This is a genomic window from Achromobacter sp. ACRQX (assembly GCF_022346505.1).
Taxonomy (GTDB): Bacteria; Pseudomonadota; Gammaproteobacteria; order Burkholderiales; family Burkholderiaceae_B; genus Achromobacter; species Achromobacter animicus.
In genome coordinates, this window is record NZ_JAKRML010000021.1 from 1 (window position 1) to 18312 (window position 18312).

General features: G+C 63.2%; 14 protein-coding genes. 9 read left to right on the plus strand and 5 right to left on the minus strand.

The features are described 5' to 3' along the window. The 3 genes from MHZ91_RS18415 to MHZ91_RS18425 form a co-directional block, all read left to right on the plus strand. A partial coding sequence (locus MHZ91_RS18415) for a hypothetical protein (protein WP_239215090.1) occupies nucleotides 1-229 on the plus strand: 229 nt, incomplete at its 5' end. 127 nt (nucleotides 230-356) lie between these two features. Beyond that, nucleotides 357-875 carry an Hcp family type VI secretion system effector gene (locus tag MHZ91_RS18420; protein WP_175122245.1) on the plus strand — a complete coding sequence of 173 codons (519 nt, stop codon included), beginning with the start codon at nucleotides 357-359 and terminating at the stop codon, nucleotides 873-875. A gap of 114 nt (nucleotides 876-989) precedes the next feature. After that, nucleotides 990-1247, plus strand: coding sequence for a PAAR domain-containing protein (locus MHZ91_RS18425; protein WP_175137975.1), 258 nt, complete (start codon nucleotides 990-992; stop codon nucleotides 1245-1247). 42 nt (nucleotides 1248-1289) lie between these two features. Here the strand turns inward: MHZ91_RS18425 and tssM are convergent, their stop codons facing one another. From tssM to tssH, 5 genes are read right to left on the minus strand one after another with little or no spacing between them, the layout of a single operon-like run. After that, a complete protein-coding gene (gene tssM / locus MHZ91_RS18430; protein ID WP_239215092.1) occupies nucleotides 1290-5087 on the minus strand; it encodes a type VI secretion system membrane subunit TssM in 3798 nt (1265 codons plus the stop codon). Next, the gene (gene tssA, locus MHZ91_RS18435) at nucleotides 5080-6528 is read right to left on the minus strand and encodes a type VI secretion system protein TssA (RefSeq protein WP_239215094.1); all 1449 of its coding nucleotides are present in this window, start codon (nucleotides 6526-6528) and stop codon (nucleotides 5080-5082) included. The genes tssM and tssA overlap by 8 nt, the downstream gene beginning before the upstream one ends. After that, nucleotides 6525-7232: a type VI secretion system-associated protein VasI gene (vasI, locus tag MHZ91_RS18440; RefSeq protein WP_218342733.1), complete on the minus strand. Its 708-nt coding sequence runs from the start codon at nucleotides 7230-7232 to the stop codon at nucleotides 6525-6527. The genes tssA and vasI overlap by 4 nt, the downstream gene beginning before the upstream one ends. Then, nucleotides 7229-8791, minus strand: coding sequence for a sigma 54-interacting transcriptional regulator (locus tag MHZ91_RS18445; protein ID WP_239215096.1), 1563 nt, complete (start codon nucleotides 8789-8791; stop codon nucleotides 7229-7231). The genes vasI and MHZ91_RS18445 overlap by 4 nt, the downstream gene beginning before the upstream one ends. A 5-nt stretch (nucleotides 8792-8796) precedes the next feature. After that, complete coding sequence (gene tssH / locus MHZ91_RS18450) at nucleotides 8797-11367, minus strand: type VI secretion system ATPase TssH (RefSeq protein ID WP_239215098.1); 2571 nt, start codon at nucleotides 11365-11367, stop codon at nucleotides 8797-8799. A 298-nt stretch (nucleotides 11368-11665) separates the two neighbouring features. On the opposite strand from tssH, the gene tssB reads away from it, so the two are divergent. From tssB to tagH, 6 genes are read left to right on the plus strand one after another with little or no spacing between them, the layout of a single operon-like run. Then, a complete protein-coding gene (gene tssB / locus MHZ91_RS18455; protein ID WP_105240884.1) occupies nucleotides 11666-12172 on the plus strand; it encodes a type VI secretion system contractile sheath small subunit in 507 nt (168 codons plus the stop codon). Between the two features lie 49 nt (nucleotides 12173-12221). Continuing rightward, entirely contained in the window at nucleotides 12222-13706 is a 1485-nt protein-coding gene (gene tssC, locus MHZ91_RS18460) for a type VI secretion system contractile sheath large subunit (protein ID WP_239215099.1), read from the plus strand. A gap of 14 nt (nucleotides 13707-13720) precedes the next feature. Continuing rightward, on the plus strand, nucleotides 13721-14149 hold the full coding sequence (gene tssE / locus MHZ91_RS18465; protein WP_175122238.1) for a type VI secretion system baseplate subunit TssE: 429 nt from the start codon (nucleotides 13721-13723) through the stop codon (nucleotides 14147-14149). 25 nt (nucleotides 14150-14174) lie between these two features. Continuing rightward, nucleotides 14175-15941, plus strand: coding sequence for a type VI secretion system baseplate subunit TssF (gene tssF / locus MHZ91_RS18470; RefSeq protein ID WP_239215100.1), 1767 nt, complete (start codon nucleotides 14175-14177; stop codon nucleotides 15939-15941). Next, complete coding sequence (tssG, locus tag MHZ91_RS18475) at nucleotides 15905-16924, plus strand: type VI secretion system baseplate subunit TssG (RefSeq protein WP_239215101.1); 1020 nt, start codon at nucleotides 15905-15907, stop codon at nucleotides 16922-16924. Before tssF ends, tssG begins: the two co-directional genes overlap by 37 nt. Further along, on the plus strand, nucleotides 16921-18288 hold the full coding sequence (gene tagH, locus MHZ91_RS18480; RefSeq protein WP_239215102.1) for a type VI secretion system-associated FHA domain protein TagH: 1368 nt from the start codon (nucleotides 16921-16923) through the stop codon (nucleotides 18286-18288). The genes tssG and tagH overlap by 4 nt, the downstream gene beginning before the upstream one ends. Nucleotides 18289-18312: the final 24 nt, after the last annotated feature.

Consider the following 18312-nt stretch of genomic DNA (forward strand, 5'->3'; position numbering starts at 1 on the left):
CGCCAGCCCCCCCCGAACGACCAGCTTCTCCGAGTCAGCCAAAAGCAGACCGAGCCAACTCCGACCCACCCGAGCCGTTCCCGACCCGATTTTTTCCGCTTTATTTTTAAAGACTTACCAAAGCACCGAGCCACAACTGACCCGAATCCCCGCAGAAAAAACCACTTTCCCGTTTTTCGAGCAATCCGTAATCAACGATCAGCCCCGAAACCATCAATTAAGCCTTTGATAAAAAAGAGAAAACCAGCATTCAAACAAACCCTGGCACGGACTTTGCAATTAACCGGATGTCATCCCCGATGACACACCGGCCAATAAGGCCATCACGCAAAAGAAACCAAACCAGGAAACAGCAAATGCCGACTCCCGCCTACATCAGCATCCAGGGCAAGACCCAGGGCAACATCACGCAAGGCGCCTTTACCGCCGACTCCGTCGGCAACGTCTACCAGGAAGGTCATGAAGACCAGATCCTGGTCCAGGAAATCGAACACCTGATCGCCACCCCCACCGACCCGCAAAGCGGCCAGCCTTCCGGCCAGCGCGTCCACAAGCCCTTCGTCTTCACCGCGCCCCTCAACAAGGCCACCCCCCTCATGTACCAAGCCCTCGCCTCCGGCGAAATGCTGCCCGAAGTCGAAGTCAAGTGGTACCGCACCTCCACCGAAGGCAAGCAAGAGCACTTCTTCACCACCAAGCTCGAAGACGCCACCATCGTCAACATCAACACCGTGCTCCCGCACGCCCAAGACCCCACCAAGGCCGAGTACACCCAGCTCGTCAAGGTCGCCATGGCCTACCGCAAGATCACCTGGACCCACGCCATCGCCGGCACCGAAGCCTCCGACGACTGGCGCAAGCCGCAAGAGGCCTGATCCCAGGTTTCTTAAATAACAAGGCCGGCGCATCACGCGCCGGCCTTGTCCGTTCTGATCCGACCTCGATCGACACGGGGCTAATCAACAGCCCCAAACGTCAGGAAGCCAATCATGAAACCCATCGTTCTTGTAGGTCATCGCCATAGCTGCCCCACTCACGGCACCGGCACCGTCGTCACCGGTGCAAGCGAAGCCATCGTCAACGGCCGCGCCGTCGCCCGCATCGGCGACCGCATCAGTTGCGGCGCAATCATTCAGACCGGCTCGCCCGGCACCATCATCGAAGGACAACCCGTTGCGCGCCAAGGTGACAAAACCAGCCATGGCGGCACGCTGATTGAAGGCGAGGCCGGCTGGCTGGTCGAATGATCCATCCAGGCGTGGCAGCGCGATCGCGTTGCCACGCATCCCTTACCGGACCACGCCTACCGGCACCCCCACCTGCCGAGCCACCCGCGCAGGCACGCCACCCGCCGAGGCAGCCTGCTTCCCGCCAGCCTTGCCCCCTGCACTCTGCCCTCCTGCATCGTTACCGCGCACGCCATCCTCTAGAAGCGTCTTCGGCAAGGCAAACCCCTTGAACAACGGCTGCGTGAACGGATTGTTCGCCTTCTCCGTACTGATGCGATAGCGCATACCGCCGTCCGGCGCAGCAAAGCTGATATCAACGCTCGAGCTCGTCGCACCGTTCAGGCGGGCCTGACTGAGCAGCCGGTATAGCGACCACGGACCGCGATATGCCAATCCGCTGCTGCTGCCCCCCGCATGCACCAACGTCATGCGGCTTTCATTGCTTGACGCCAACGTGTTCGGCCAGATCAACGCCGTACTGGTCGTCGGACCGTGGTTGTAAGTCACCAACTGCCCTTCCACGCTAAGCGAGCTGCTGCGCTTGCTCGGCGCCATTCCCAACGGCTCCACATGGAACTGCACACCCAACGTGCCGCGGCTATTGAAGAACGCGTCCCGGATCTTCTCGGCCGCTTCAAGCTGCGTCAGCACGTCATTGCGCACCAGATACCCGCCCAACCGCTCCGAGTACAACGCCTCAAGGTTGTCCTCGATGAACAGATTCAGGTACTTCTCGCGAAACTGCTGCAAACGCCCCTGCGGGCCGAAAAACGCCGTGAAATCGTCCAACGCCACTTCCTCACGGCTCGCCGGATTGAACGGATAACGATTCGCCAACCGCTCGCGATAAAAGCGATACACGTCGATGTCCCAACGACGCTCAAGCTCACGCAATGCCTCCACCAGAATCACCCGCGACGACTCGTCGGCCAACTTGCCCACCTGACGGTTCAGCGGTTCGGGCAGACCCGCAGCAATACGCTGCAGATTGCTGATCGGATCCGGCCCTTTCAACCCGAAGCGCTCCAGCACCACGTCAAGCGCCGTCTTGCCGCGGTCCGGGCTGTCGTGCACCGTGCGGACCTTGTCTTGCACGCTACCGACCGCCACCAAAGTTTCGTCCAGGTACGACGCCCGATCGCCCTTCGCCTGCAGCAGTTGGCTCATCGGCGCAAACGCCCGCGCAATCCCGAATATCGCGCCGGTTTCGTCCTTGCCAGCTGCCACCTTTTCCGCCACGCCAGAAGCCTGCGCAACCGCTGCGCCCTTCCCGTCGAGCGCGCCCGTGACTGCAGGGGTGTTGGCGCCAAGTTCACTGTTGTCGCGCACGGTTTCCACCAGCCGGCGCAACGGCGCCGCAGGACTCGTCACCGTGCCCAGCACATTGACCGCCTCGGCAAGATCATGAAAATCCCGAACCTCAAGCTGGTTGAGGTTGCGCTGCCAGGTGTCGATGTAATCACGGCCGTAGATGGCCTGGATGCGCTCGGCCAATGCGCGCTTGTCGGCCTCCGAATAATCGATATTGCGCCGCTCGCCCAACGCCCACTGATCGATCATCGCCAGTTCGGTCAGATCCTGGCTGTGCGGCGCGAAGTAATTGTGAAATCCCTTGGCCGTCAACAGCGCGTCGATACGGCCATCGGAAGCGGGCTGTCCCGTTTCTGCCTTGGCCGCAGCCGCCGGCTGATAGACCACATCAAAGGCCGGGCCGATTTCATTGCGCAGATCCAGCGGCGCCCTGAGAAATTCGCCCGCCTGACGGCGCATCGTCATGTACACGCGCTGCGGCAACGGAATCTGCCGCAGGTCGCGCTGCACGACGGACACGCGCTGCTGGAACTGCGGCAGCAGCGTGTCGGCATACTTCATCGCGTAGTCCAGATGCCGCATCAACGCACGCTGCACCTTGTCCTCGCCGGGGAAAGCCTGTGCCCACTGCCGCCCCATCCAACGCTCTACCACCGGCGGCCGGCGGTTGGGACGATCCTCAATCATGCGGTAAACGCGCAACGCCTCAAGCTGCGCATCGCTGTCGATCGAGGTGCCGTCAAGGTGCTCCATCACCCCATCGGCCAGCGCAGGCAGGAATCGCTGGGACAGCAGCGTCAAATAGGCCTGATCGACCTTCGGACCAATCTGCCATCCCTGATACAGACCCATGTCCGCCACAAGCGGCCACGCTTCCCGGTAATCGCCATACACCGCCACCGCGCTGCTGATCTGATCCAGCGGCTGAAGCAGATTGCGGCCTGTCGTGTCCAGCTTGCCGTCGATGGCGTGGGCGCTATAAGCGCGGCTGCGCTCCAGAACGCTCATGGCCTTGTCCCGGTTCACTGCGTAGTAGTGATACCAGCCGCCGAGGATCACCGCGCTGCCCAGCGACGCCACTCCGAAGCGCAAGGCCAGCGCGCGGCGCTTCTCGGCACGCACACGCGGGTTGTCGCCCGCCAGGCCGGATTCGGGATAGATGACGCGCTGAAAAAGCTGCTGGGCGAAGTAAACCATCGCGCGGCCGCTGGGATGCGTGGCCGGCACGGGCTCGCGGATATCGTAGTTCTGCGAGGCAGACGCCACGAACGCGTTGGTCAGCACGCCCTGCTGATAGACCGACGACAGAAAGACGCCACGCGGCAGCGCCGGCGTGATGTAGCGATCGCTGCCCAGCACATCGGTCAGGAATTCCATCAAGAGCGGCCGCATGCCGGTCAGCTGCCGCACCAGCGAATACAGGGCTTCCCGTTGACGCAATTCGCGGACGTCGGCCAACGCATCAAACACCTGCTCGTTCAGGCGCGTCAGGAACTCGTCGTACCGCGCGCCCAGTTCATCCCGCCACGCATCGTAACGCTGCACCGAGTCCAGCGTGAACGTAAACCCAAAGATGTCCTCGCGAGCGGACTTGGACAGCCGCGCAAACAGCGGCTCGAACCCTTCAAGCAAGTCGAATTTGCTCAGCACGACATACAGCGGCGGACGCGTGCCGAGCTGTCGGCTCAGTTCGGCCAGCCGCGCGCGCAGCAACGAGGCCAGCGCCTTGCGGTCGCTGGGTTGCTGATTCAGCAGCGTGACCAGGCTGACCATCAGCACCACACCATTGAGCGGACGGCGGCTGCGATTGCGCCCCAGCCAGCTCACAAAGCTATCCCACAGACGGGAATGAAGCGCCTCGGGCAGGAGCGCGGGTCCCGCAGCGTCTCCCGGCCTTGGCGCTTCCGTACTTCCGGACGCCGCAGACGCTTCAATTTCCGCCGTCACTCGCGGCTGGCTGATCAGTTCGCCTGGCGGGTCGATCAGCACCGCGTCATCGCCGATCCACCAGTCAATGCGATAGATCCGGTCCGGGTCGTCCTGCAGGCGCTGACTGCCCGCCTTGACCTCACCGGTCAACGAAAACGTCTGGCTAGACCGGTTGACGAAGCTGGTTTTGCCCGCGTTTTCCTGTCCCAGCACCAGGTACCAAGGCAGTTGGTAAAGCGCGTTGCGGCCCTTCAGGTTTGCCTGCAGCACGCTCAGGCTCTTGTCCAGATCCCGCTCCTGCGCCTGCACGTAGCGCAAGCAGGGATCGTCTTGCTGCTTCTGCGTCTGCGCCCGCTCGGCTTCCAGCGTCAGATTCCGTTTGCGCAGCCTGATGGCCCAGACCAGCAAGGGCAGCGCAATCAGCACGAGCGTGGCCAGCACGCGCGCGGTCAGACTTGCCAGCGGTTGGTATTCATCCCAGGTCCACATCGGCCCCAACCACCAGATGGCGGCCAAGGCGAGCGCCAGCATCAGCAGCAACGCCACTGGCATGCCCTGCTTTGTCCATTTCAGTAGGGGCTGGCCATAGCGTTTCACTTTCGACCAAATCTTAAACATGGGGTTGCTCCTGTTTCTTGCATTCGATTGCGGCGTTGACGTGGCGCCCCAGCAGGCCGAACAGACTGGGCTCCCATTGCGCCGCGGATGCGTCTTGCATGATCTGATGGGCGCGGGCATACAAGCCATCGGCCAGCCACGCCAAACCACGCGCGCCGAGCAGTTCGGCGGCGATCGTGATGACATGGCAACCATGGCGCGGATCTGCTGACGTCTTCTGGATGGCCTCCAGCCGCCTGAGCATCGATTCCACCCCTGTGGCTTCCAACACCTCGCGCAGCTCCTCGCGCAACGCCGGGTACTCATGGCCGGCGCCCAGCTTCGCGGTGTCCGCATCCGCCCCACTGATCCACGACTGCGTTTCGCCATCGACGAAAGCGCGGCCATCAGCAAATTGCAGCTTCACCAACGCGGGCAGCTTGGCCACAAAGCGCTCGGTGGACTGGCGGATCGCCTCGGCGACGTTCTGCATCTCCAGGCGGCGGGCGATACCGGCGGCCAGAAAGCTGCCGCGCAGCCAGTACGGCGACGAAGTGACACTTTTTTCGACGCGCTGCAGAAGCGCCGGATCGACCGCATTCGCTTTCAGCGCGTCCCAATAGGCCTCGGCGGTCTCGGCGGGAACGGCCATCAGCTCCGTCCGCATCGTGTCCTTTCGAGTCGATGGCGCAATGCTCAGGTGCGCCCACAAGGCGAAGCGGCGCAGCAGATAGCCGGTCGGGTCATAGGCGTCTTGCTGGTTGATGAGGTCCGCCACGGCCAACAGCGATCGGCGCGTTTCACGTTCGTTGCCCTGCGCCATGGCCATCGGCGTGAAGAAGGCCTCGGTGATCCCGGTGGGTTGCGCCGACAGCTCCATGTGCGCATCGGCCAGCTCCGGCGCGCGTGTCGCCTCCGCCTTCAGCCGTAGCTGCGCCTCCAGGCGAGTCAGCGTCGGCACGTCCAGCTTGGATTCGCTTGCACAGCCTTGCAGCGTGTCCAAGGCCCGTTGGCCAGATTTGTAGAACTCGTCGGCGTATCCCTTGCCGTCCAGTTTGGCCAGCGCCTCTCCCAGGCGCTCCAGCTGCTGGGACATCAGGCGCCGCTTGGCCGTCAACCCGGCCGCGCCCGGCTTCGGATGGCTGGTGCTCCAGTACCGGCTGGTCATGCCGGCCAACACGCCCGCCGCCTCGGCCCAGCCGCGCCAACCGCCTGAACGCATGCGAGCGGTCGCCAATTGCGCGGCAATGCGCAGGTGCTTGCACTGCGACTTCAGATACTGTCGCGATGCCGAATCCACATAGCTCCAGTCGATGGTCGCCTCTTGCAGCCCGCCGAGCTTCATCATTTCGCTTTCGACACCCTGGTAGGCGTTGTCTTCCTCGTCGAACTCGCCGGCCGGCTGATGCGGCGAGATGGGTGACAGGATGGCGTCGAGGTCCAGCGTGGGAAACGTGCTCACCAATGACAAGCCTCGCGTTGTTGCGCCATCAGCTCGTGAAGCGCCGCGGTGTCGAACGACAGCCCGTGAAACGCGGCATGGTCGCTTTCAAGCTGCATCTGCTGGGACGCGCGGGTCAGATGACGAAGCTGTTCGATCGCGACCAGGCCGCGACCCGCATCCGTGACCGTGCCGTCCTCCACGACCTGCCACGGCCGGCGGTCGGAAATCGGCCGCCCGTCCAACAGCACGCGGATGCTCACGCGGCTGACGTCCAGCGGCTCGGCGGTGATGAGCTGCAAGCGAGAAATGTTCTGCAGGCAACTGATTGCCAGCAGCGGCCGCGGCTCGCTGCCCGCCAGGGCCGGCGCCGAGATGACGACCTTGTCCTGGCCCGGTATGGCATCGCCGACGCGCAACAGCAGCACGCCGGCGTGATCTGCCTTGCGGCGGGATTCGTTGCGTTGCACCAGCCCGACAATGTCCGGCACCCGAACCATGGAAGGCGCGGTGGCCGATGCCTGGGCAGTCGGCGCCACGGTGGACGGTGTCGCCATTTCCGCAGCAGGAACGGGCGGTGTACCCGCTTCGGCGTCAAAACAGGCCAACCGTTCGATTGCCGACACGATGGTCCTGCAACTACGGCCCGCCGCCACCGCGTCCGTGGCCGCGTCGCCGCCCGCGAGCACGGCGGCAACCAGCAGGAGCGCCCCGAATGGCTTCATATTGCTTCCTCTCCAGTCAGATTCATATCAAGGCACTTGCGCGCCAAGGTGCGTTTGGGAATCCCCAGGCTTTGCGCGGCTACCCGACGGGAGCCCGCGGCCTGACGCAAGCGGTCTTCCAGCAGCAAGCGCTCGAACGCGGCTAGCGCGTCGGGAAGACTTTCGGTACGCCACAAGCGCTGCAGGCGGGCTTCGCCGGAGTCATCGATTACGGGTTTGTGCGCGCCATCTGTCAGCTCGACCAGCCGGTTGGTCTGGATGCGCTTGCCGGGCGGCGTTCGCTCCGCGGCCGCAAGCACAAGACTGCGCAGCTCGCGGACGTTGCCGGGAAACCGATGACGTTGGAGCTGTGCAATCGCGTTGTCGGAAATGCCGGCGACGCGGCCGGGGAATGCCCGGTTGTGCTCGAGCAGAATGTGCGCGACCAGCGCCGGAACGTCTTCAAGGCGCTCGCGCAGGGGCGCAATGTGCAGCGTCAGTTGGCAGACACGGAAATACAGGTCCTCTCGGAACCGCCCGTCCCGCACCAGTTCGAGCAAAGGCCGATGGGTGGCGCAGATCAGCCGAAAGTTGGACGGCAGCTCTCGCGTTGCCCCCACCGGCCGGTACTTCTTTTCGTTCAGCAGGCGCAACAGCGCGCCCTGCAGGCTCAGGGGCATATCCCCGATTTCGTCCAGAAACAACGTGCCGCCATCGGCTTCCGCGACCAGCCCCGTCCGCGCCTGCGTGGCCCCGGTGTAGGCGCCACGGGTTGCGCCGAAGAGTTCCGCTTCAATCAGGTCCTTCGGGATGGCCGCGCAGTTCACCGGCACGAACTTGCCCTTGCGCGCGGATGCCTGGTGGATCAGCCATGCGGCATGGTCCTTGCCCGAGCCCGTTTCTCCGGTGACCAGCAACGACAAGGATGAGTCGGCGAAACGCAGCATGTCTTCGCGCAGCCGCCGCGCAATCTGTCCGGTGCCGACAAAGCCGGTTGACAGCAGACGCCGGCGTCCGCGCGTCTCGGACTGCTGGTGGTGCATGGTCTGGCGCGTCTGCGTCAGCTCGACCGAACCTAGCCGATCGAGCAGACCATTCAAGACGGCGTCATACAAACTGCACAGTTCCTGCCACGCGGGGTCCGCCGTCCAGGACCTGAGCCCGGACGCCGTTCCCGCCAGGAATAACACCGCCACAGCCTTCTGACGCGCATCCAGCAGCGGCACCACCAGCCATGCCTCTGCGGCAGCGAGCCGCTCGCGGAGTTCCTCATAGCCGCCCGCGACGCCGAACATGCTGTCCAGACGCGCGACATGACGGGCCTGAGCGGTGGTCAGGCAGTGGGTGATGGGGTTGTCGAGATCGAGCAAGGAGTATGCCGGCAACAGGTCCAGCGCGACGCCATGACTGGCGATCGGCCGGATGCTGTCGCCGGCCGCCTCGCGCCAGTAGCAGACCCCGTAACGTATCCCCGGCGCCGAACAAACGGCTTTGAGGAATCGGTCCGCCAGGGACGCAATGCCGCTGGCCTGAACCAACGTCCGGGCGAGCGCGGCGGCGCCTTGAGCACTTAAGGACATCGCGCTTACTCCACCACGGCGTCGAAGGCCGCACCATTCCAGCTGATTGCGGAACGGCGGAAGCGCTGCCCGCTGGCCAGGCACTTCAGCACGGCCAGCGACAACGGCGGCAGCATGTCGCCGTCGATGCTGGCATCCAGCAGCCGTGCGCCATTCTGGTGACGCAGGCAACGCGCGCGCAATTCATCCCGTGCTGATGTCTCGATCGTCAATTGCGCGCTGTAGCGGTCGCTGAACTGTCTTTCGATGCGCTGCAGGCGGCTTTCGACGATCTCGGCAAGCGTGGCCTCGTCCAGATAGCAAAATGGCACGACCTGCATGCGCGCCAACAGTGCCGGCTTGAAGAATCTTGCAAGGTGTTCGCGCAGCGCCTCGGTGTCGAGGTCGGCAAGCGGGCCGCCGTCCTGATCGAAGCCCAGATTAGACGTCAGGAAGAACAGCACGTTCTGGCAGTCGATGCGACGGCCTTCGCCGTCGGCAAGCTCGCCTTTGTCGAAGGCCTGATAGAAGATGTTGAGCACCTCCGGGTGCGCTTTCTCGACTTCATCCAGCAGCACCACCGAATAAGGCCGCTTACGGATGGCCTCGGTCAGTACACCGCCTTCGCCGTAACCGACGTATCCCGGCGGGGCCCCCAACAGGCGCGACACGGTGTGCTTCTCTTGATACTCCGACATGTTGATGGTGGTCAGGAACTGCTCGCCGCCAAACAACGCGTCGGCGACGGCCAAGCCAGTTTCTGTTTTCCCCACCCCGCTCGGCCCCACCAGCAGGAAGGCGCCCATTGGCGTCCCGGGGCGCCGCAGATCGGCCATGGCGGTCAACAGGCGCCGGTGCACCGTGTCGATGGCGGCGTTCTGCCCCTTGACGCGTTGACGTAGCGTCTCGGGCAGCTTGTCCAGGCGGTGGAACTGGTCGCTGTTGATTGTGGCGGCGGGAATTCCGGTCCAGTCCGCAATCACCTGTGCAATCTGCTCGGCGCCCACGTCTGCATGCAACAGGGCGCCGCTGCGTTGAAGGTCGGCCAATTGCGCGACCAGCGCTTCCAGCCGCTGTGACGTGTCTTCCTGGATCTCGCCCGCGCGCAGGGAAATGATCTCGTCAATCAGCGTCTTCTGCCGCTGCCACGCGGCCTGCAACTGTTCGATGGAGTCCTGAATCTGCTGCCGCGCGACATCCAGCGCGGCCAGCCTGCCGGTATCCGGCTTTCGTCCGGCGCGGGCATCCCGCCAGAGCTGGTCGGCCTCGGCATCCACCTGCCGCAGTTCGTTTTCCAGTGAAGCGAGGCGTCGCGGTGATTCGGCCAACGCCGTCGCGACGCGCGCGCAGGCGGTGTCGAGCACGTCGATCGCCTTGTCCGGCAATTGGCGGCCAGAGAGATAACGTGCCGACAACGCCGCAGCAGCCTTTAGCGCATCGTCGGCGATATAGACCTGATGCGCGTCCTCATAAATGCCACGCAGGCCGCGCAGGATATGCACGGCCTGCTCCACGCTGGGCGCGTCCAGTTTCACCAGTTGAAAACGCCGCGTGAGCGCAGGATCCTTTTCGAAGTATTTTTTGTATTCGGACCAGGTCGTGGCGGCGATCGTGCGCAGTTCTCCGCGCGCGAGAGCGGGCTTCAGGAGATTCGCCGCATCGCTGCCGCCTGCCGCGTTACCGGCCCCGATCAGCGTGTGCGCTTCGTCGATGAACAGGATGATGGGCTTGGACGCATGCTTGACCTCGTCGATGACCGCCTTCAAGCGCTTTTCGAACTCGCCTTTGACAGAGGCGCCGGCTTGGAGGGCGCCTAGATCCAGCCCCCACAACGTCACGTCGCGCAGCGGCGCAGGAACGCGCTGCTCGACAATGCGCCGTGCCAGGCCCTCGACCACGGCGCTTTTTCCGACGCCAGCTTCACCCACCACGATAGGATTGTTTTTGCGGCGGCGCGAAAGAATGTCGATCATCAGATCGATCTCGGCATCCCGGCACAAAACCGGATCGATTTTGCCCGCGCGCGCCTGGGCCGTGAAATCTTGGCCGTATTTGCTGAGCGCGCTGTCGGAGGCCGCCGTTGCCGATTGCGTTGGCGAGGAATCTTCCAGGACGGGCGCTTCCGACGAACCGGCCAGCAATTCGCGAAAACGTTTGCGCAGCGTTTCGCGATTAATCGATTCGAACAACCGGATCGCGGGAAACGGCAGGTATCGCCCCGGATTCAGCAACGCGGCCAGCAGCAGCGCGCCAGTCCGTATTTCGGTTTGCTCCAATTCCACCGAGCTTAATAGCCAGGCGTCCTGCATCAGTTCGAGCAGCAAGGGGGAAAACGAGGGATATGCATGCCCCAGCCCTGCGTCGAGTTTCGGAAACGTGCTGGCTAATGCCTCACGCAACGCATCCAGATCGAATTCCGTATTTGCCAGAACGCAGCGCACATCACATTTTGGCTGTTCCAGAAATTTATAGAGCAGGTGGGCAACCGTGACCTCTGCGCCGTGCTGGCGGATGCAGAGACTGCCGGCTTCCTCAAGCGCGTGACGCGCCACCGGGTGCAATCGGTCAAGCAAGGCAGACAGATCAACGGAAATCATGCCGGATATTCCTCGTGGCCATGGGTTTTCTCACCATTTATGGTTTAAGCGCTACAGAAACCGAGCGCATTAAGAAACCACAGCCAGAGGAGCGCATCAATCGGACTAATTCGAATATCAGCCGGCCGAATTTCTTTTCTTATTGCCGCGCATATTTCCCATATGAATCCGAACAATCCCAACAGCTTTTCGAACTTTTCATATGTTCGAAGCTTTAACCCGCGGATCAGAATAGGCAGCTTTTTTTCTTCATATCTCCATGCGCTAGCGTCGTTTGAATATCTAAAAGGAGTGACCCATGGCATCGAAAGTTGGTTCAGTTGCACCAAAAGAACGGATCAATATCCGCTATATCCCCGCCACAGGCGACGAGCAAGAGGAAATTGAACTCCCGCTCAAAGTGATGGTGCTCGGAGACTTCAAGGGGCATGCCGACGAAACGCCGCTGGAAGATCGCCCCGCTGTCCAGATCAATAAGGACACCTTCAACGAAGTCATGGCCGAAGCCGGCCTCAGCCTCAAAGTCGACGTCCCGGCCACGCTCGAAGAAGGCAGCGAAAGCGACACGCTCAGCGTCAACCTGCAATTCAAGAACATCAAGGATTTCGGTCCTGACGCGATTGCCCGCCAGGTCCCCGAACTGAAGAGCCTGCTGGAACTGCGCGAAGCGCTCGTAGCGCTGAAGGGCCCCATGGGCAACATCCCGGCGTTCCGCAAGCAGATCCAGACCTTGCTGGGTGACGACAGCGCACGCGGCAAGCTGGCCCAGGAACTCGACCAACTCCTGGCGGCGCCGCAGGCGTGATGCCCGGCACCGTCTCAACCGCACTCTTCAGGTTTTCAAGGACGCACCGATGACCAAAGCCCAAACCGCCGAGATCCAGGAACACGCCGCCAGCCAGCCCCCAGGGGGATTGCTGGCGCAAATCATGGCCCAGACCCGCATCGAGCCCAGCCAGGAGGGCTATGCGGTCGCCGAGCGCGGTGTCGCCGCATTCGTGTCCGAGATGCTCAAGTCCGACTCCCGCGAGCAACCGATCAACAAGCAACTAGTGGACCAGATGCTTGCCGCGATCGACCGCAAGCTCAGCAAGCAGATGGACGCCATTCTTCATCAGCCGGAATTCCAGCAGCTTGAATCCATCTGGCGCGCCTTGTTCGACTTCGTGCAGCGCACGGACTTCCGCGAAAACATCCAGGTCGTGTTCGTGCCGGTCACCAAGGACGAACTGCTGGAAGACTTTGAAAGCGCTGCCGACATCACCCGCAGCGGCTTGTACAAGCATGTGTACACCGCGGGCTACGGCCAGTTCGGCGGCCAGCCGATCGGCTGCATGATCGGCAACTACAACTTCGGTCCCTCCGCGCCCGACATCAAGCTGCTGGGCTACCTGGCCTCCGTCGGCGCCATGGCGCATGCACCGTTCCTTGGCGCGGCCGGACCCGAAATGCTCAACCTGGAATCCTTCGAAGAGCTGCCCAACCTGAAGGAAGTCAAAGACATCTTCGAAGGCCCGCGCTTTGCCAAGTGGCGCAGCCTGCGTGAATCCGAAGACTCGCGCTACCTGGGCCTGACCATGCCCCGCTACCTGCTGCGCCAGCCGTACGACCCGCTGGAAAACCCCGTGCGCAGCTTCGCCTACGAAGAAGCCATCGACGGCGATCACCGCAACTACTTGTGGGGCAACACGGCATTCCTGATGGGCAGCCGCGTCACCAACAGCTTCGCCAAGTTCCGCTGGTGCCCGAACATCATCGGCCCGCAGTCCGGCGGCGCGGTGGAAGACCTGCCCATGCACCTGTACGAATCCTTGGGACAGCTGCAGGCCAAGATCCCCACGGAAGTCCTGGTCTCCGACCGCAAGGAATTCGAACTTTCCAGCGAAGGCTTCATTCCGCTGACTATGCGCAAGGACAGCGACAACGCCGCGTTCTTCTCGGCCAATTCGGTGCAAAAGCCCAAGGTGTTCCAGAAGACGCCCGAAGGCCTGGCCGCGCAGACCAACTACATGCTGGGCACGCAGCTTCCCTACATGTTCATCATCAATCGCCTGGCGCACTACATCAAAGTGCTGCAGCGCGAGCAGATCGGCAGCTGGAAGGAACGTCAGGACCTGGAGCGCGAACTCAACAACTGGCTGCGCCAATATGTCGCCGACCAGGAAAGCCCCACCAGCGACGTCCGAAGCCGCCGTCCGCTGCGCGCCGCCCGGGTCGTCGTGCAAGACGTGGCCGGCAATCCTGGCTGGTATCAGGTTGCACTGTCGGTTCGCCCGCACTTCAAGTACATGGGAGCCAGCTTCGAACTGTCGCTGGTCGGCCGCCTGGACAAGGACTGACAGGGAGCTGAGCCATGCCCCGGTCCCCAGGGCGCGGAAGCCTGTTCGAACGCCTCGATCCGGACCTTCCGCCGCGGCGCACCCGCACCCGCCAGGAAATGGCGGCCGAGCGTATCCGCGCCATCAAGCGCCAGTTGGAATGGATCCTCAATTCCCGCCAGGGCAGCTCGCAGAGCAGCCCTGGTTTGGGATTGCGCGATCTGAACGACGCGGCCATCGGCGCCGTCGACCTGCGCCAACAGGTCTGTCTGGACATCCACGCCGCGGTGGCCGCCTACGAGCCACGCGCGCGCGTTGTCGAAGTCAGGCCGCTTCCCGGGACGGACGCGTCGCTGAACCTCGGCTTTCGGCTGGTCTGCCGGGTGCCGGTGAACAACCTGGAAGAGCAGGTGGAAATCAGCCTGCTCTTTCACCATCAAGGCCGACAGGTCAGGGTGACCTAGCACGTAGCCATGGGAGGCTGACCGGATGCCACTGAAGGGAAAATTCCGCGAGGAACTGGATTACCTGCGCCGCTTGCGGCGCGTCTTCGCACGCAACAACCCGCAGCTGGCGCCGTTTCTTGGCGAGGAAGCGACCGACCCCGACGTCGAGCGCCTGATGGAAGGCTTTGCCTTCCTGACCGCAAAGCTGCGCCTCAAGATCGAGGACGATTTTCCTGAATTGACGCATTCGATGCTGCAGATGCTATGGCCCAACTATCTGCGGCCCCTGCCCAGCGCCACCATCATGCAGTTCGAACCCACCGACCATTCCATCACCGGCCGCCAAACCGTGCCGCGCGGCACCGGCATTCAGTCGCGGCCCGTGGACGGCGTGCAGTGCCGGTTCCGCACCTGCCAGGACGTGTCAATATTCCCGTTCGACGTCGCGGACGTCAATGACGGCCATTCGCTCGAAAAGTCGATTGTCCGCGTCGACCTCGCCACCCTGAGCCAGAACCCGCCCAACACCTTTGGCTGCGACAAACTGGATTTTTATCTGAGCGGCAGCGATTACACCGCGCAGACGCTCTACCTGTGGCTGGCGAAGTACCTGGGCGAGATCCGCATGGAGTCCGCAGGTACGGTGCGCCACATACCGGTCAGTCAGATCGGCTTTCCCGGATTCCATTCCGACGCTGCATTGCTGCCGTACCCCAAGAACGCCATGGATGGCTACCGCATCCTCCAGGAATATTTCCTCTTTCCCAGGCGCTTCTACTTTTTCTCCCTGACGAACCTGCTCGAATTTTGGCCGGACCAGCCCACGACAAACGTGCGCATCGAGTTCCACTTCACGCGGCCCATGCCGGCGGACGTGCGCGTACGCAAGGGCGACATCGCGCTGTACTGCACGCCCGCGGTAAACCTGTTCGAACACGATGCCGAACCCATCCGCCTGACCGGCAAGGCTGCCGAGCACCGCCTCATGCCCGGCGGGCAGCGGGCCGATGCGTACGAAATCTTCAGTATCGACAAGGTCGATGGATGGAAGAACGGCAACAGCGCGCAACCCGGCGAATGGCTGCGCACCTACGAACCCTTTGAATCGCTGCGCCATCAGATCGAACACGAACGCGGCCGCACCACGCTGTATTACCGCACGCGCCTGTCGTCATCCCTGGTCGATTCCGGCGTCGAGCACCGCATCGCCTTCGTGCGCGGAGACGATCACCACTACATCGGGCGGGAAGAGGCGGTGTCGCTCGCGCTGACGTGCACCAACCGCGATTACCCGCTGGCGCTGGGCGTGGGCGATATCCGCGAGGGGTTGCGGGACACCCCGGCGTTTGTCCGCTTCAGAAACCTGACCACGCCCACGCCGCCGTACCGTCCGGTCCTGGATGGCGATCTGCACTGGAGCCTGATCTCCAACCTCTCGCCCACTTACCTGTCGCTGCTGTCGGCCGAACCGCTGAAGGCGATCATCGGCAACTACGACTTCTCGGCACACCACGATATTCAGCGCGCGCGCACCACGCAAAAGCGCCTGGACGGCCTGCAGGAAGTGGTCAGCGAGCCCATTGACCGGATGTACAAGGGCCTGCCGATCCGGGGCACCCGCACCCTTTTGAAGCTGGACCAGAACGGCTTCTCCTGCGAGGGCGATCTCTACCTGTTCGGCACGGTGCTCAGCCACTTCCTGTCGCTGTACGCCAGCCTGTCGTCGTTCCACGTGCTGGAAGCGATCAACACCACCAATCAGGAGCACTACGCATGGCCCATGCGCAGCGGCACGCAGCCCCTGATCTAAGCGACGCATTGCTGGCCGAGGCCAAAAGGCATGACTTCTTCTGCCTTCTGGAACGCCTGCATGCGCTGCACGAGGACGATCTGGAATCGCCCGACAGCTTCGATGCCGATCACCAGCGCGTCCTGCTCGGCAATCACGCCGGGCTTGGCTTTCCGGCCTCCGACGTCGCCCTGGCCGAACGGCTGGAAAATCACGTTCCGCACCAGTACCGGGTGCAGGCCACGTTCTTCGGCATGCACGGCACGGATTCCCCGCTGCCCAGCTATTACCTGGACCGTCTGGCCTACGAGGCCGGCCAAGGCGTGGGCATCCGCCCGGCATTCCTGGACTTCTTCAACCATCGCCTGCTGACGCTGCTGCACCAAGCCTGGCGCAAATACCGGTACTACATCCGCTTCCGGCGCGGTGCGGACGATCAGTTCTCGCGGCGGATCTTCGCGTTGATCGGCCTGAAGCATGACGCGACCCGCGGCGACACGCCAATCGCCTGGAGCCGGCTGCTGAGCTTCGCAGGCGCCGTGGTCCTGCGCAGCCGCTCGCCGACCATGCTGGCCGGGCTGATCGCGCATTGCTTTGATCTGAAGGACGTGCAGATCCGCGATTTCGAACTGCGCCACACACTCATCGACGACTCCGACCGCATCCGGCTCGGCCGGCGCAACGGCCAGCTCAGCGAAAGCTTCCAGATCGGCGACAGCGTCCGCACCCGGCACTGCAGCTTCGTCATCGTGATATCGGGCCTGAGCCAGGACCGCTTCCGTGAGTTCCTGCCGGCAGGTGAAAACTTCGAACGCTTACGTCAGCTTGTCGTGTTCCTGCTGCGAGACCCGGTGCCCTGCGACCTCGAACTTGGCCTGCGTCAGGACGAAGTTCCTCCCTTCAATCTTCGGCACGCCGACGGCACCCAATTGGGCTGGACCAGCTTTCTTGAACAGCCGGCCACGACCCTCCCGCCGCCCGTCAAAGTCACCCTGCGCACATGAAACCCACACCCTCCAATCATCGCCTTGCCCTGGTGGTCGACAATCCGCAAGCCCTGCAAAAGGGCAGCCAGCCCCGGTGCATGTTTGACACCGCCGGCGGCACGATCGGCGCTCACGGGGCGGACTGGATCCTGCATGACCGGTCCGGCCGCGTGCAGTCCATCCACTGCGAAGTCCGCTACGAAGACGGCAGTTACTTCGTCATCGACCGCTGCGGCCAGACGAGAGTGAACGACCAGACGGATCCGCTGGGCGCACTCGTCGGCGCCCGGCTGCGCGGGGGAGACATCCTTCATGTCGGCCCCTATCGCCTGACGGTCAACCTGGATGACGAGACCTTCAACCTGCCCGACCCTGCCCGGCACCTCGCTGAACATGATGTGACCGAGCTGCTGGGGACGTCGAATGAACCTATCGACGCCCTGCCCCCACACCGCAACGATGTCCCTGCGCCAAACCAGACCCACGAGCATGGCTGGCGGGAATTCGACGCCTTGTCGGAGACGCCGCCGCAGGGACGCCTTGATCCCTTGCTGGCGCTTGAAGAGGCGGCTCGCTCGGATTCCGCCTTGTCCAGCGACGCCGCTGTGCTGGATTCCCGCCACTACGGACAAACCCAATTGGCCGCGCAGGCCGACCTGTCCACCACCCGATTCGAAGCCGTATCCGGCTCCCCTTTGCATGCCTTCGGAGATCCCCCCATGTCGGGACACCCCCCTTCTTCTGCAGCCCCTGGCGCTTCCGATCAATGGATCCAGAGTCAGTTCAATCAGACTGGCGATGCGGCCGGCCTTGTGGGACCGCTGGTCGAGGGTCTGGGCGCGCCAGTGGGTGCGTTGGACCCGCACGCCGCGCATGCCTTGCTGTTCGAGGCCGGCACCACCCTCGCCGCGCTCATCCGCGGACTCGCCGCGCTGAACCGCACGCCGGAAGGCCAGGGACTGGCGCTGGCCAAACGCACCCTGCAGCCCATCGAAGACAATCCGCTGCGTCTCGCGCAGACCTACCCGGAGACCGTGCGCGCGCTCTTCTCCCGGGACCGCAGCATGGTTCACCTGTCGCCTACCGCCGCCGTCGAGGAATCGCTGGAGCAGATCGGCGAACAGCATCGCGCGATGCTGACGGCAGTTGCTGCGGGCCTGAACGCATTGCTGCAGGCATTCGCGCCCGACCAGCTTGAACGCCGCTTCGCCCGGTACCGGTCCGGCCAGCACCCCGAGGCGTTGCCCGGCGATTGGGCGTGGCAGATGTACCGGCATTACTACGAAGAGCTCAAATCCAGCCGGCAGCAGGGGTTCGACAAACTGTTCTGGGAAGTCTTTGACCAGGCCTACGACCAGGCGCTGCGCAAGGAAGAACCATGAGGCCAGCAGTTGGACTCTTGTGCA

What these genes read in the sequence shown, in the direction of transcription:
- MHZ91_RS18420 (WP_175122245.1), top strand. Translation starts at nt 357, where the DNA reads ATGCCGACTCCCGCCTACATCAGCATCCAGGGCAAGACCCAGGGCAAC.
- MHZ91_RS18425 (WP_175137975.1), top strand. Translation starts at nt 990, where the DNA reads ATGAAACCCATCGTTCTTGTAGGTCATCGCCATAGCTGCCCCACTCAC.
- tssM (WP_239215092.1), bottom strand. Translation starts at nt 5,087, where the DNA reads ATGTTTAAGATTTGGTCGAAAGTGAAACGCTATGGCCAGCCCCTACTG.
- vasI (WP_218342733.1), bottom strand. Translation starts at nt 7,232, where the DNA reads ATGAAGCCATTCGGGGCGCTCCTGCTGGTTGCCGCCGTGCTCGCGGGC.
- MHZ91_RS18445 (WP_239215096.1), bottom strand. Translation starts at nt 8,791, where the DNA reads ATGTCCTTAAGTGCTCAAGGCGCCGCCGCGCTCGCCCGGACGTTGGTT.
- tssH (WP_239215098.1), bottom strand. Translation starts at nt 11,367, where the DNA reads ATGATTTCCGTTGATCTGTCTGCCTTGCTTGACCGATTGCACCCGGTG.
- tssB (WP_105240884.1), top strand. Translation starts at nt 11,666, where the DNA reads ATGGCATCGAAAGTTGGTTCAGTTGCACCAAAAGAACGGATCAATATC.
- tssC (WP_239215099.1), top strand. Translation starts at nt 12,222, where the DNA reads ATGACCAAAGCCCAAACCGCCGAGATCCAGGAACACGCCGCCAGCCAG.
- tssE (WP_175122238.1), top strand. Translation starts at nt 13,721, where the DNA reads ATGCCCCGGTCCCCAGGGCGCGGAAGCCTGTTCGAACGCCTCGATCCG.
- tssF (WP_239215100.1), top strand. Translation starts at nt 14,175, where the DNA reads ATGCCACTGAAGGGAAAATTCCGCGAGGAACTGGATTACCTGCGCCGC.
- tssG (WP_239215101.1), top strand. Translation starts at nt 15,905, where the DNA reads ATGGCCCATGCGCAGCGGCACGCAGCCCCTGATCTAAGCGACGCATTG.
- tagH (WP_239215102.1), top strand. Translation starts at nt 16,921, where the DNA reads ATGAAACCCACACCCTCCAATCATCGCCTTGCCCTGGTGGTCGACAAT.